Genomic DNA, 14,147 nt, shown 5'->3' on the forward strand with positions numbered 1-14,147 from the left:
CTCCCCCCCCCCCCCCCTCCCTCCTCCCCCCCCCCCCCCCCCACCCCCCTCCCCCCCCCCCCCCCCCCCCCCCCCCCCCCCCCCGCTTTCCCGGTCAGGGCCGGTGCCCGCGCGGTGGTTCAGACCTGCGCGGAGGGCCTGGTCATACCGAAGACGGCCCCCCAGGGGTCGCGCAGCACCGTCCGCGTCCCCGTCGGCCTCCCCACCAGCTGCGCCCCTGCTGCGAGCGCGTCGGCTTCCGCGGTGACGAGGTCGTGCACACCGACGTACGGCACCCAACCCGCCTGCGCCGTAGGGTCTTCGACGAGCCTGGCCCAGGCGGTGCCGTTCAGATCGAGGGTGAGCCGGCCCTCATCGTCCGCCGCACCTGCCTGGTGTCCAACGGTACGGAATCCGAACAGGCCACCGTAGAAGCGCTCGGCGGCATCGGCGCGGGGTACCACGAGATCGTGGCCGCATACGGCCCCGGCCTCGTCGGCCAGGACGACGCCCTGGGCATGATGTCCTTCCCAGAAGCCGACCGGCGCTCCTTGCGGGTCGACAGCCAGGAACAGCCGTCCGTCCTCGCCGGCCGGAACAGGTCCCATCACGACGGTCCCGCCCCGGTCCTCGACGTCGGCCCGGGTCCGGTCGGCGTCCTTGGTGGCCAGGTAGACGTTCCAGGCGGCCCCGCTCCAGCGGCCGGGGGGAGCCGTCCCCAGGCCGCCGATCAGTTCCCCGTTGAGGCTGGCCAGCCGGTAGTTTCCGCCTTCGTCGACGAACTCCCAGCCGAAGAGGTCGCCGTAGAAGCGTTGGGCGCCGGTCAGATCAGGAGTGATGCAGTCGACCCAGCAGGGGACGCCCGGCTGATAACTGGTACGTCTGGGCACAGCTCTCGCCTTTCCGAGGTCATTCGGTGATCGATGAGTCCGGCGGCCTCGTCGGCGCCGCCGGACTCGGGGAGCTCCAAGCGGAACGAAGGGGCGTCCGCCATCTCTGCGGCGGCCTCGGGCGGCCAGGTCTGCGTCGGAAAGTCCCACGGCTCCAGCCGGGCGCCTTCGTTGCCGCTTCGGCACAGCCGGAAGAGCTCCGGCGGCCCGAGCCTCGCCTGGATGGGCACGATGTCGCCAAGGGCCTCCGGGCGCACCATCAAGACGTCGCCCGTCAGGGGTGAGGTACGTGAGGTCCAGGTACCCGGAGCGAGCCCGGCGGCCCGTAGGCCGACGGCCGTGGCACCGCGGAATTCCAACGGAACGTGATAGGGCATGACGTTTCCGTCAGTCCGGTCGGTGATGAGTAGTTGGCCGGAAACGATCCGCCACGAGCGCTGAGTCAGCGCGAGGGCGACACCCTCCCGGTCGGAGTGCGGGCTGCCGATCAATGCGACGGTCATCGACCCCTTGGCCAGCACCACCGCCTGGACCAACGAAAATCGTTCGCGGAGTACGGAGAAAGGCGGCACGGGAGGCGGAACATTGCTCCAGCCACGGAATGCCCGGCGCAACAAGGGAGGTCCATCGTCACGCCGGACAACCAGCTCCGCCCAAGCGTCGCCGGATACGGAATGGCCTGGGTGCGGATACCAGAACTCGACCTGGAGCCGGTCTGCGGCTCGGGAGTCGGGCACGACGTGCGGACCGAAGAGGAATTCCAGATCGGACACGTCGCCGGTGGTGGTGGAGACGGAAATCTCGGCACCGAAGAACTCAAGACAGAGGGAATCCATGTCGGCGTTGACGGTTCCTTCCGGTTCAGCGGCGAACGGTGGTGGCCATGGCGTCCGGCACCACGACGAAGACACACGGCGATCTCACAGCTCCGACGCCCATGCCCAGCCGCCCAGCTGCCGAGCGGCCTCCATCGCCCGACGGCAGATCTCCGAGACGGCCGACGCGGCCGCGCACGGACTCTCCGTGGCATGGAAAAACACCAGCTCAACGCGACCGGGAGTGCTCCGGACGGTGATGTGCTCGGGACGGTCGGCCGGAGCGGAAGTCCCCTTGAGCCACGCCGTGAGCAACTCCGGGTCGAGTTCGAGTCGGGCATCCCCGTCGATGGCGACCATGGTCACTTCGGTCATTTGCACGTCGGCGGCCTCAGTCCCAGTTGAGGTTCGCGTTGTAGACCGGAGCGAAATCCCAGTTGAGATTCGACGGGTGGACCCGCGCCGCCACCGCCGTTTCTCCGGCGGTCACCGCGAATGCGGTGGCGGCCGGAGAAACGGCAGTGACGGCGGCGGCGAGACAAAGGCAAGCTGCGGCGGCACGCCAAAAGGAAATGGAAGAAGACATGGTGGTACCCCGTTGGTTGTAGCAAAGTGTCTGCACGCCGGGCGCTGGAATCAGGGCCTGTGGTCTGCGCGGTCGGCGGGCATTGCCCCTCCGATGATCACAAGTCTGCGTGAGTTGCTTTGCGACGGGAAGGGGGTAAGCCTGGCAGCAAACGCCGGGTGGCACCTCAGTGCCAAATAGGAATCCTTGAATCTTGAATCAGCGAGCTATTCCGCCCTCACAACCCCTGCGACCCCTTGATTAATCTGTCCGTTTCGTGCCGGATTGCCACGATCGAGCACTTCCTTTGCCCGTAAAAGCACAACTTCTTGGCCTACGGTTTACTTGATCATGGTTGGTGCATTGCGCAGGGTCGGGATGATGACGCGGGCGGTGAGTTCAGGCCAATGCAAGGGGGGGGTAGGGCGAGCCATGCTCGAGGTGTTGGGGCTTGACATGCGTACGGAGGCGATTTACCGCCTCATGCTGACCAACCACCGCTGGGGTGTAGCCGAGCTCGCCGAGCAAGTGGGGCTGTCGGAAGCCGAGTTGCGTAAAGCTCTCGACCACTTGGCCGAGCTGAAGCTCTTGACCCACTCGGCCGTCCCCGGCGAAATGGTGCCACTGGACCCGAAGGTCGGCCTGCAGACACTCCTCCAGCGGCAGCGCTTCGAACTGCAGCGGCAGCAGGAGGAGTTCGAGCGGTGCCAGGCCGCCATCACCTGCGTCCTCGACGAGTACGCCGATCTGTACGCCGGCCGCCAACAGCACGCCGAGCACCTCCTCGGCGTCGAGGCCGTTCAGGAACGCATCAAGGACCTTGCCCGCGAGGCCACTTCCGAGTGCCTGACCTTCAACCCTGGTGGCGCACAGTCCGCGTTGAGCCTGGAAGCCAGCAAGCCGCTGGATCGCGACGTCATGTCGCGCGGCGTCATGATGCGGACCGTCTATCTCGACAGCGTGCGCAACGACTCCGTGACGGCGGAGTACGCACGGTGGCTGACCGAATGCGGCGGCCAGGTGCGAACCGTCCCGGCCCTGCCGCTACGGATGCTGCTGATCGACCGTCGCGTGGCCCTGGTCCCGGTGGACCCCGGGAACTCCCGCAAGGGTGCGGTCCAGCTCAGCGGAATCGGCGCCGTCGCCGGACTCGTCGCGCTCTTCGAACAGGTGTGGGCCGGCGCCGCCCCGCTGGGAGCCAGCCCCGAACGCGACGAGCAGGGCCTGAGCCGGCAGGAACAGGAACTCCTGCGCCTCCTGGCCGAGGGACTCACCGACGCCGCCGCGAGCGTGAAGCTCGGCCTCTCCCTGCGCACGGTCCGCCGCATGATGGCCGACCTGATGGAACGCCTCGACGCCCGCAGCCGCTTCGCCGCCGGCCTCCGCTCAGCCGAACGCGGCTGGCTCTGACGCCGACCCAGGCGTCACGATCAGCCGCCCCAGGGTGCCCCGCAACGACTCACGACCGACCAGGACCCCGTCGCGGCGCATCAGCCATGACGACCGCCACCCGCGTGTGCCTCAGGCCGGCGTCCTGGAGCGGCACCTCAAGCATCGAGTGCCGCGGCGTCCAGGCTCCGGCCGACGGCGCGGCCACGCTCATACCGGCCGCCGACATCCGCGCCCGAACAGGATGGCCTCACGACGGCATCACATGAGGGCGCGAAGATCATCGCGTTCCGCCCCCCATCTCGTCGGGGCATAAGAAAAACCCCAGGTCACGGCGAGTGAGTCCTGGGGTTAATCCGAGCCGCCTTCGGGATTCGAACCCGAGACCTACGCATTACGAGTGCGTTGCTCTGGCCAACTGAGCTAAGGCGGCACCGCTGGTCAGACAAGTATTCCCTTGAAGAGGGGCGCTCATCAGCAGCGGCGCCAAGTCTACAGGGTGCGGACGGGTGCCCCGAACCAGGTTTCGCGGGGACGGGACACGGGCCACTTTTCGGGGCTGCCGCAGCTTACCGAGGCGGCGGTCTCAGCACTTCTTGCCGTCCCGCGGGGCCTTGCCCTCCAGCAGGTAGCGGTTGATCGCGGTGTCAATGCAGTCGCTGCCGCGCCCGTACGCCGTGTGACCGTCGCCGTCGTAGGTGAGGAGCGTGCCCGATTCGAGCTGGCCGGCCAGCGCCTGGGCCCACTTGTACGGGGTCGCCGGGTCGCGGGTGGTGCCCACCACCACGATCGGCGCAGCTCCCTTCGCGGTCAGCTCCCTCGCCTCGCCCGTGGCCTTCACGGGCCAGTACGTGCAGTTCAGCGCGGCCCAGGCCAGGCCGGCGCCGAAGACCGGGGAGGCCTTCTCGAAGGACGGCAGCGCGGAATCGACGGCCTCGGGGCCGCTGAAGGCCGGGGGCTGGTCGAGGCAGTTGACGGCGGCGTTCGCGAACATCAGGTTGGCGTACTTGCCGTCCGCCTCACGCTCGTAATAGCTGTCGGCCAGGCTCAGCAGGCCCGATCCGTCGCCGTTCATCGCCGAGCCGATCGCCTCGCGCAGCTGCGGCCAGGCGCTCTCGTCGTACAGCGCCGCGATCACCCCGGTCGTCGCCAGGGCCTCGCCCAGCGGGCGGTCCGGGTCGCCGCTCGACACGGGCTGGGCGTCGACCTTGCGGAAGAACTCCTTCAGGCGCGCCCCCACCGCGTCCGGGCCGCCCTTGCCGAGCGGGCAGTCGGGCTGCTTCGCGCAGTCCTTGGCGAAGGCGGTGAAGGCCGTGTCGAAGCCCTCCGTCTGGTCCCGGTTCAGTTCGAGCGCGGGCCGGGTGGGGTCCATCGCCCCGTCCAGGACCAGCCGGCCGACCCGGGCCGGGAAGAGGTCCGCGTACGTGGCGCCCAGGAGGGTGCCGTACGAGGCCCCGACATAGTTGAGCTTCCCGTCCCCGAGCAGCGCGCGCAGCAGGTCCATGTCCCGGGCGGCGTCGACGGTGGAGACGTGCGGCAGGACCCGCCCGGAGTTCGTCCGGCAGGCGGCCGCGAACTCCTTGAACGCCGCCACCAGCTCGGCCCGCTCGGCCGTGTCGTCCGGCGTCTGGTCCACCTGTGTGTACTTGTCCATGGCCGGGCCGTTCAGGCACTCGACGGGGCTGCTGCGTTCCACCCCGCGCGGGTCGAAGGACACCATGTCGTACCGGGCCCGGACGGCCGCGGGATAGCCGATGCCGGCGTACGCCTGGAGGTAGCCGATGCCGGAGCCGCCCGGGCCGCCCGGGTTGACGATCAGCGAGCCGAGGCGTTTGCCGGGACCGGTGGCGGTACGGCGCGACACCGCGATGTCGACGTCCTGGCCTGAGCCGGGGTTCGCGTAGTCCAGCGGGGCCTTCATGGTGGAGCACTGGAATCCGGGGACACCGCAGTCGCGCCAGGTCAGCTTCTGCTCGTAGTACGGGCGCAGCGCGGCCGCGTCGGGGGACGGCTGCGCCGCCGCCGTGCCGGACTCCGCCGGGGAGAACGCGGCGGCCCCCGGTTCCCCCAGCCCGCCCGAGGTGCACCCGGAGAGCAGCAGCCCGGCGGCTGCAATCACGGTTCCGGTGGTACGCAGCAGGCGACTGGTGTCCATCCCCGGAGCCTACGTCCTACCGGCGGAGGTGAGCAGGCTCTCCGGGCCCGGACGGTCGCACGCCTTCCGTGGCACCTGCCGGGCCCGGCACGGACCGGCCGCTACCCGGCCCCGGCGAGCGGTTCGCCCGTACGGGTGGGCCGGTCAACCGGGTATGGACCCCCGCCCGGCGGCCCGGCCGCGGTCAGCCCGCGCGCAGGGCCATCGTCATCGCCTCGACCGCGAGGAGCGGGGCGACATTGCGGTCGAAGGAGTCCCGGCAGGCGATGATCGCCTCGATCCGGCGCAGGGTCCGCTCGGGTCCCGAGGCGCGGGCGATCCGCTCCAGGTCGGGCCGTATGTCCTCGTTGGCGATGGCCACGGACGAGCCGAGCTGCAGGGCCAGGACGTCCCGGTAGAAGCTGGTGAGGTCCGTCAGCGCCAGTTCGAGGGTGTCGCGCTGGGTGCGGGTACGACGGCGCTTCTGCCGGTCCTCCAGCTCCTTCATCACGCCCGCCGTGCCGCGCGGCATCCGGCTGCCGGCGCCCGTCCCGGCGCCGAGCGCGGTCCTCAGCTCCTCGGTCTCCTTGGTGTCGACCTCCTCCGCGACCTGCTTGGCGTCCTCGGCGGCGGCGTCCACCAGCTCCTGGGCGGCCTTGAGGCAGGCACCGACGTCGTCCACCCGGAGCGGGAGCTTCAGTACCGCGGCCCTGCGCTCCCGGGCCCCCTCGTCGGTGGCCAGCCTTCGGGCGCGGTCGACGTGCCCCTGGGTGACCCGGGCGGCGGCCAGGGCCACCGACGGCTCGATGCCGTCCCGCCGCACCAGCATGTCGGCGACGGCCGCGACCGACGGGGTGCTGAGGTTGAGGTGGCGGCAGCGGGAGCGGATGGTGGGCAGCACGTCCTCCACGGAGGGCGAGCACAGCAGCCAGACTGTGCGGGGCGCGGGCTCCTCCACGGCCTTGAGGACCGCGTTGGCGGACTTCTCGTTCAGCCGCTCGGCGTCCTCGACCAGGATGACCTGCCAGCGGCCCGTGGCCGGGGACGTGTAGGACTTGCGGACGGTGTCCCGCATGTCGTCGACGAGGATCTGGCTGCCGACCGCGACGACGGTGGAGACGTCCGCGTGGGTGCCGACCATCGTGGTGTGGCAGCCGTCGCAGAACCCGCAGCCGGGCTCACCGCCGAGGGCGCGGTCGGGGCTGGTGCACTGCAGGGCGGCCGCGAAGGCCCGGGCGGCGGTGATCCGCCCGGATCCGGGCGGACCGGTGAACAGCCAGGCGTGGGTCATCTTGGACCCCTCGGGCGGCGCGGTCCCGTCCGTGATGGCCGTGACCAGCGCGTCGGCATCGCGGGCGGCGGCGGCCAGCTGCGTCCGGACCCGCTCCTGTCCCACCAGGTCGTCCCATACGGGCATCCCGCCCACCACCTTTCACTCTCCGTGCACCCATTGTGGCGGGCGCCACCGACAATCCCGTCCCGGTCCCGTCCCCGCCGAGGTCAGCGGCGGCGGCGCGGCCGCTGACCCTCCTCGCCGTCCTCGCCGTCCTCGTCGTCCCGGTGGCGGCCCAGCAGTTCGTCCGCCAGCGTCGGCAGGTCGTCCAGCGGGGTCTCCTCGGCCCAGTCCGGGCGGGGCCGGCGCGGCCGGCCCTCGCCGTCGACGACGGGGAGCTCCCGCGTCCGGTCGTTGCCGGAGTCCCGGAAGATGCCCGACGGCACCCGGTCGGCCGGGTTCTCCTCGGGACGCTGGGCCGTCGGCCGCGTGGCGGACCGGGCCGGCCGGCCACCACTGTCCTGCGCGGGCTGCGGCGCCTGCGGGGCGGCCGGACGTACGGGCGGCAGCACCGCCGTCTCGTCGGTCGCGCGAACGGGCGGCAGCACCGCCGTCTCGTCGGTCGCACGGACCGGCGGCAGCACCGCCGTCTCCGCGGCGGAGGCCGGGTCGACCTTCGGCACCGGGACGGTCTGGGTGACGTCGTCCGGCTGGACGACCCGCTTGACCGGCCTGGCCTCCGGGGCCACCGGGGCGACCGGAGCCGCCGGGACCACCGGGGTCTCCACCGTCACCGCGTCGTCCGGGTGCGGCTCCCGCTTCTTGGTCATACCGACCTTGGGCGCAGGGGCGGGCGCAGGCGCAGCAGCAGGCGCGGGCGCAGGAGCCGGAGCTGGAGCCGGCGGCGCGACCGCAGCAGCCTCCGCGGCCGCCACGGCAGCCGCAGCCGCGGCCTTCGCCGCCGCCTCGGCCGCCACCAGCCGGCGTGCCTCCTCGGCCTTCAGCAGGGCCTCCTCGGCCCGCCGCTGCTTCTCCAGCCGACGCTCCTCGGCCTCGGCCCTCAGCCGGGCCTCCTCCTCGGCCTGCCGGCGCAGCCGCTCGGCCTCCGCCGCGCGTGCCTTCTCCTCGGCCTCCAGACGCAGCCGCTCGGCCTCGGCCCGGGCCCGGGCCTCCTCCTCGGCGCGCAGCCGCTCCTCCTCCGCCCTGCGGGCGGCCTCCGCCTCGGCCCTGATCCGCGCTTCCTCGGCCTCGCGGGCCAGCCGCGCCTCCTCCTCGGCCCGCAGGCGCGCTTCCTCCGCCTTGCGGGCGGCCTCTTCCTCGGCCTTGCGCCGGGCCTCCTCCTCGGCGAGGCGCCGTGCCTCGGCCTGGGCGGCCATCTCGGCCTCCGAGAGCGGAAGCATCCGGTCCAGGCGGTGCCGCACGACGGTGGTCACCGAACCCGGGTCCTGGCCCGCGTCGACCACGAGGTAGCGGCCCGGGTCGGACGCGGCGAGGGTCAGGAACCCGGACCGCACCCGCTGGTGGAACTCCGCCGGCTCCGACTCCAGCCGGTCCGGTGCCTCCGTGAACCGCTCGCGCGCCGCCTCCGGCGATACGTCGAGCAGCACGGTCAGGTTCGGGACGAGCCCGTCGGTGGCCCAGCGAGAGATCCTGGCGATCTCCGTCGGGGAGAGGTCACGGCCGGCGCCCTGGTAGGCCACCGAGGAGTCGATGTAGCGGTCCGAGATGACGACCGCGCCGCGCTCCAGGGCCGGGCGCACCACCGTGTCCACGTGTTCCGCCCGGTCGGCGGCGTAGAGCAGTGCCTCGGCGCGGTTCGACAGACCGGCCGAGGAGATGTCGAGCAGGATCGAGCGGAGCCGCTTGCCGACGGGGGTCGCCCCGGGCTCCCGGGTCACCACGACCTCGTGTCCCTTGCCCCGTATCCAGTCGGCCAGCGCCTGGACCTGGGTGGACTTGCCGGCTCCGTCGCCGCCCTCCAGGGCGATGAAGAACCCGGTCGCGGACGCCGCCTGTACGGGCTCCCCGCCGCGCAGCGCCTCGCGCAGGTCCCGCCGCAGGGGCACGCCCCGGCGGTCGTCGGCCTTGGTGAGCACGAGTACGGCGACCGGCAGCAGCAGGGCGCCGACCAGCATCAGGGTGAAGGCGGCGCCGCCGTGCGCGAAGACGACCTCGGCACCGGTCAGCCGGTGCGGGCCGATGGCCGCGGCCAGGAGGGGCGCGGCGACGGCGCCGAGCGCCACGGCCACCCGTACGACCGCCTGGAGGTGCTCGGTGATCCGGGCCCGCCGGAACTCCTCGGTCTCCTGGTCCACCAGGGTGTGGCCGGTGTTGGCCGCGACGCCCGCGGCGGTGCCGGCGAGCAGCGAGAGGAACAGCACGGTCGCCATGTCCGGGACGAGCCCGGTCAGGAGCAGCGCGAGCCCGGTGACCGCTATGGCGAGGGCCATGAGCCGGCGGCGGGACAGCGCGGGCAGCACCTTGCCGGCCTGGGTGGCGCGGATGCCCACGGCGGTGCCGCCGACCAGCGCGAGGACGAACAGCGCGAAGGCGGCCGGGCCGCCGCCCAGGTCGAAGGCGTGCAGTACGGACACGGACACGGCGCAGGACACCGCTCCGGCGACCGCGGCGCAGCTCAGGACGAGAAGGGGGATGGCGCCCGTTCGGCCCTTGTCGGGCCGGTCGCCCGCCTTGGGCGTGCGCAGGCCCTCCAGCGGCGAACGCGGACGCGGGGTCACCCCGCCGGGCAGCACCAGCGGCAGCAGCAGCGAGACCGAGGCGGCGAAGAGGCCGGAGGCCACGTACGAGCCGAGGGCGGCCTGGTTCGCGGCGAACCAGTCGATGCCGAGGCCGAGCGCCTTGCCGACCAGGGTCGCGGCGAGCAGCGCGGCCGCGGCGATCGGAAGCGCCGCGAAGGACGTACGCAGGGTCAGCCGGCGCAGCGCGTCCAGGTGGTCCGGGAGCGGCCGTACGGTCGCCCCCTCCGGCGGCGGCGCGGGCAGCAGGGCGGGAGCCGCGCTCTCCTTGGCCAGGGTCCACAGCCGCTCGGCGGCGCCGGAGACGAAGACGGTGGCCAGCAGCGCGGTCAGCGCGTGGGCCGCGATCCAGTCGAGCCACAGCGGGGCGACGACGAAGAGCCCGAGGCGGACCCCGTCGGCCCCGATCATGGTCCAGCGGCGGTCCAGCTTGCCTCCGGCGCCCAGCAGCGCGGCCAGCGGGCCGAGGAGGACCGCGCCGAAGAGCAGGGTGGCGAGGATCCGGACGCCGAAGACGGCGGCGACGGCGAGCGCCGTGCCGCGGAACCCGCCGCCGAACGCGTCTTCCGAAGCCGCTGCCTGGAGGGCCAGCAGCACCAGCACCAGCAGGGCCAGGGCATCACCGATGCCGCTCACCAACTGGGCGCTCCACAGCCGGCGCAGCCTGGGAGTGCGCAGCAGCGCGCGCACCGCACGCTCGCGGGAATCCGCGGCTAGGGCTTCGTCGTAGGTGGGGTTCGCCGGGGCGGTCACGACCGCCGGCTGCTCGGCTCGCGTCATCCGCCCAGCCTATCCGCTGCGCTATGCGGGTGCGGAAGCCTGTGGACAAGGCCGGGTGTGACCCCGGACCCACCTTCCGGGAAGCAGCCCGGCGCCGTTGCGGGGCGCTCCCCGGCCCCGGACCCCGGGGAGCGCCCAGGGTCCGGGTGCGGCGGCGCCCACGGGGGCGCTGCCCCCGAGCCCCCGCGCCTCGGACGCCGGCGGGGCTGTGGTGCGAGCGACTACTCGTCCGCGGGGGCCGCGGCCGCCTTCTTGGCGACCGTCTTCTTCGCCACCGTCTTCTTGGCGGTCGTCTTCTTGGCCGCCGTCGTCTTCTTCGCGGCAGCGGCCTTCGTCGCCGTCGCCTTCTTCGCCGGGGCCTTCTTGGCGGGGGCCTTCTTCGCCACCTTCTTGGCCGGGCCCTTCGCCCGCTTCTCCGCGAGCAGCTCGTAGCCCCGCTCCGGCGTGATCGTCTCGACGTCGTCGTCCCGCCGCAGCGTCGCGTTCGTCTCGCCGTCCGTCACGTACGGCCCGAAGCGGCCGTCCTTGACCACGACCGGCTTCTCGCTGACCGGGTCGGTGCCCAGCTCCTTCAGCGGCGGCTTGGCCGCGGCCCGGCCCCGCTGCTTCGGCTGCGCGTAGATCGCGAGCGCCTCGTCCAGCGTGATCGAGAAGAGCTGGTCCTCGGTCTCCAGCGACCGCGAGTCCGTGCCCTTCTTCAGGTACGGGCCGTAGCGGCCGTTCTGGGCCGTGATCTCCACGCCCTCCGCGTCCGCGCCGACCACGCGCGGCAGCGACATCAGCTTGAGCGCCTCGTCGAGGGTGACCGTGTCCAGGCTCATGGACTTGAAGAGCGAGGCCGTCCGCGGCTTGACCGCGTTCTTGCCCGTCTTCGGGGTGCCCTCGGGGAGGATCTCCGTCACGTACGGCCCGTAGCGGCCGTCCTTGGCGACGATCTCGTTCCCGCTGACCGGGTCCTTGCCGAGCTCGAACTCGCCGCTCGGCTTGGCGAACAGCTCCTCCGCGTACTCGACCGTCAGCTCGTCCGGAGCCATGTCGTCGGGGACGTCGGCCCGCTGGTGGCCCTCCGCGTCCTTCTCGCCGCGCTCCACGTACGGCCCGTAGCGGCCGACGCGCAGCACGATGCCCTCGCCGACCGGGAAGGAGGAGATCTCCCGGGCGTCGATCGCGCCGAGGTCCGTGACCAGTTCCTTCAGACCGCCGAGGTGGTCCCCGTCGGCCGGCACGACCTCGGTCGCGTCCTCCGAGCCGAAGTAGAACCGCTTCAGCCACGGCACGGACTGGGCCTCGCCCCGCGCGATGCGGTCGAGGTCGTCCTCCATCTTCGCGGTGAAGTCGTAGTCCACGAGCCGCCCGAAGTGCGTCTCCAGCAGGTTCACCACGGCGAACGACAGGAAGGACGGCACGAGCGCCGTGCCCTTCTTGAAGACGTAGCCGCGGTCGAGGATCGTGCCGATGATCGACGCGTACGTCGACGGACGGCCGATCTCGCGCTCTTCGAGCTCCTTGACCAGCGAGGCCTCGGTGTAGCGGGCCGGCGGCTTGGTCGAGTGCCCGTCCGCCGTGATCTCCTCGGCGGCGAGCGCGTCGCCCTCCGCGACCTGCGGCAGGCGCTTCTCGCGGTCGTCGAGCTCGGCGTTCGGGTCGTCCGCGCCCTCGACGTAGGCCTTCATGAAGCCGTGGAAGGTGATCGTCTTGCCGGAGGCGGTGAACTCGGCGTCGCGTCCGTCCGAGGCACGGCCGCCGATCTTCACGGTGACGCTGTTGCCGACCGCGTCCTTCATCTGGGAGGCGACGGTCCGCTTCCAGATCAGCTCGTACAGGCGGAACTGGTCGCCGGTCAGACCCGTCTCGGCCGGGGTGCGGAAACGATCACCCGAAGGACGGATCGCCTCGTGCGCCTCCTGGGCGTTCTTGACCTTGCCGGCGTAGACGCGCGGCTTCTCCGGCAGGTAGTCGGCCCCGTACAGCTGGGTGACCTGTGCCCGCGCCGCCGACACCGCGGTGTCGGACAGCGTGGTGGAGTCGGTACGCATGTAGGTGATGAAGCCGTTCTCGTACAGCTTCTGCGCCACCTGCATCGTCGCCTTCGCACCGAAGCCCAGCTTGCGCGAGGCCTCCTGCTGCAGCGTCGTCGTACGGAACGGGGCGTACGGGGACCGGCGGTACGGCTTGGACTCGACCGACCGGACGGCGAACGAGGCATCCGCCAGAGCTGCGGCGAGCGCCCGGGCGCCTGCCTCGTCGAGGTGCAGCACCTCGCTCTTGAGCTGCCCGTTCGAGCCGAAGTCACGGCCCTGGGCGATGCGCTTGCCGTCGACCGTGTTCAGCCGGGCGACCAGCGTGGAGGGGTCGGAGGCGTCACCGGCGCGGCCGGTGGCGAAGGTGCCGGTCAGGTCCCAGTACTCGGCGGAGCGGAAGGCGATGCGCTCGCGCTCCCGCTCGACGACCATGCGCGTGGCCACCGACTGGACGCGGCCCGCCGACAGCTTCGGCATGACCTTCTTCCACAGGACCGGCGAGACCTCGTAGCCGTAGAGACGGTCGAGGATGCGGCGGGTCTCCTGGGCGTCGACCATGCGCTGGTTGAGCTCGCGCGGGTTGGCGACGGCGTCGCGGATCGCGTCCTTGGTGATCTCGTGGAAGACCATCCGGTGGACGGGGACCTTGGGCTTGAGGACTTCCTGCAGGTGCCACGCGATGGCTTCGCCCTCGCGGTCCTCATCGGTGGCGAGGAAGAGTTCGTCGGACTCGGCCAGCAGCTCCTTGAGCTTCCTGACCTGGGACTTCTTGTCCGCGTTGACGACGTAGATCGGCGCGAAGTCGTGCTCGACGTCCACGCCGAGGCGGCGGACCTCACCGGTGTACTTGTCGGGAACCTCGGCCGCGCCGTTCGGGAGGTCGCGGATGTGCCCGACGCTCGCCTCGACGACGTATCCGGGGCCGAGGTAGCCCTTGATCGTCTTCGCCTTGGCTGGGGACTCGACGATGACGAGTCGGCGGCCGCCCTTTGCGGTCTCGCTAGTCGGGGACAACTTGGCTCTTCTCTCCGGTCGGCACTCGGTCGCAGTACGGCGACGCTGCGGAGTGTGACGGTACAACCCGCCCCCGTGTCAAACGGCAGAAGCCCGCAACGGCCACTCGAACGGTAACCCGACAAGTGCCGTTTCTGCCGCCCGGATGCCGCGCCGGGGCGTTCCCGATCACCGGGCAGGGTGGCCGCGGGGCCGTCTGGCCGCGCCTTCGCACCTGGTCCGGGGCCTGCTCCGACCTCGGCTTTCCGGGCCGGATCCGCGGCCGCGTCCCGGTCCGCCCGGGGCCTTCGAACTCGGCGGCGGAACCGCGCGAGGCGACCCGCTCCCAGCGCCGTCGCCGCCCGCCGAGGAGCCCGGCCGACGAGCGAGGCGACGAGCCCCGCCGACGAGCCGGCCGGCGCCAGGGCCGCGACGGGGCGCGTGCCTGCGCCACCGGCGCACGGTGGCGGAGCACGCGCCCTCGTCAGGCCTGCAGAGCGGCCCCGAACAGCGGGAACACGGCCGCCGCGAAGATCGCCGGACCGTTTTCCG

General features: G+C 72.0%; 9 protein-coding genes and 1 tRNA gene. 1 reads left to right on the forward strand and 9 read right to left on the reverse strand.

Translation table 11 applies throughout. The annotated features are described in order from the left end of the window. Positions 1–119: 119 nt before the first annotated feature. From ACZ573_RS16610 to ACZ573_RS16625, 4 genes are read right to left on the reverse strand one after another with little or no spacing between them, the layout of a single operon-like run. On the reverse strand, positions 120–869 hold the full coding sequence (locus tag ACZ573_RS16610; protein ID WP_471304387.1) for a VOC family protein: 750 nt from the start codon (positions 867–869) through the stop codon (positions 120–122). Next, the gene (locus tag ACZ573_RS16615) at positions 803–1,780 is read right to left on the reverse strand and encodes a hypothetical protein (RefSeq protein ID WP_471304389.1); all 978 of its coding nucleotides are present in this window, start codon (positions 1,778–1,780) and stop codon (positions 803–805) included. The genes ACZ573_RS16610 and ACZ573_RS16615 overlap by 67 nt, the downstream gene beginning before the upstream one ends. Positions 1,781–1,789: 9 nt before the next feature. Further along, on the reverse strand, positions 1,790–2,059 hold the full coding sequence (locus tag ACZ573_RS16620) for a hypothetical protein (RefSeq protein ID WP_266382316.1): 270 nt from the start codon (positions 2,057–2,059) through the stop codon (positions 1,790–1,792). A 16-nt stretch (positions 2,060–2,075) separates the two neighbouring features. After that, a complete protein-coding gene (locus ACZ573_RS16625) occupies positions 2,076–2,270 on the reverse strand; it encodes a hypothetical protein (RefSeq protein WP_471304392.1) in 195 nt (64 codons plus the stop codon). Between the two features lie 435 nt (positions 2,271–2,705). On the opposite strand from ACZ573_RS16625, the gene ACZ573_RS16630 reads away from it, so the two are divergent. After that, positions 2,706–3,659: a LuxR C-terminal-related transcriptional regulator gene (locus ACZ573_RS16630; protein ID WP_468120795.1), complete on the forward strand. Its 954-nt coding sequence runs from the start codon at positions 2,706–2,708 to the stop codon at positions 3,657–3,659. A gap of 338 nt (positions 3,660–3,997) precedes the next feature. Here ACZ573_RS16630 and ACZ573_RS16635 read toward each other — a convergent pair. From ACZ573_RS16635 to topA, 5 genes are all read right to left on the reverse strand, one after another. Then, a tRNA-Thr gene (locus ACZ573_RS16635) sits at positions 3,998–4,071 on the reverse strand. 153 nt (positions 4,072–4,224) lie between these two features. Next, complete coding sequence (locus tag ACZ573_RS16640; protein ID WP_471304396.1) at positions 4,225–5,793, reverse strand: alpha/beta hydrolase; 1,569 nt, start codon at positions 5,791–5,793, stop codon at positions 4,225–4,227. A 184-nt stretch (positions 5,794–5,977) separates the two neighbouring features. Continuing rightward, a complete protein-coding gene (locus tag ACZ573_RS16645; RefSeq protein WP_471304399.1) occupies positions 5,978–7,189 on the reverse strand; it encodes a DNA polymerase III subunit delta' in 1,212 nt (403 codons plus the stop codon). 83 nt (positions 7,190–7,272) lie between these two features. After that, positions 7,273–10,581: a dTMP kinase gene (gene tmk, locus ACZ573_RS16650; protein WP_471304402.1), complete on the reverse strand. Its 3,309-nt coding sequence runs from the start codon at positions 10,579–10,581 to the stop codon at positions 7,273–7,275. A gap of 221 nt (positions 10,582–10,802) precedes the next feature. Continuing rightward, on the reverse strand, positions 10,803–13,616 hold the full coding sequence (gene topA / locus ACZ573_RS16655; RefSeq protein ID WP_471304405.1) for a type I DNA topoisomerase: 2,814 nt from the start codon (positions 13,614–13,616) through the stop codon (positions 10,803–10,805). Between the last annotated feature and the right edge of the window lie 531 nt (positions 13,617–14,147).

This window comes from Streptomyces sp. NPDC040545 (assembly GCF_055595065.1).

What these genes read in the sequence shown, in the direction of transcription:
- ACZ573_RS16620 (WP_266382316.1), bottom strand. Translation starts at nt 2,059, where the DNA reads ATGACCGAAGTGACCATGGTCGCCATCGACGGGGATGCCCGACTCGAA.
- ACZ573_RS16625 (WP_471304392.1), bottom strand. Translation starts at nt 2,270, where the DNA reads ATGTCTTCTTCCATTTCCTTTTGGCGTGCCGCCGCAGCTTGCCTTTGT.
- ACZ573_RS16630 (WP_468120795.1), top strand. Translation starts at nt 2,706, where the DNA reads ATGCGTACGGAGGCGATTTACCGCCTCATGCTGACCAACCACCGCTGG.
- ACZ573_RS16640 (WP_471304396.1), bottom strand. Translation starts at nt 5,793, where the DNA reads ATGGACACCAGTCGCCTGCTGCGTACCACCGGAACCGTGATTGCAGCC.
- ACZ573_RS16645 (WP_471304399.1), bottom strand. Translation starts at nt 7,189, where the DNA reads ATGCCCGTATGGGACGACCTGGTGGGACAGGAGCGGGTCCGGACGCAG.
- tmk (WP_471304402.1), bottom strand. Translation starts at nt 10,581, where the DNA reads ATGACGCGAGCCGAGCAGCCGGCGGTCGTGACCGCCCCGGCGAACCCC.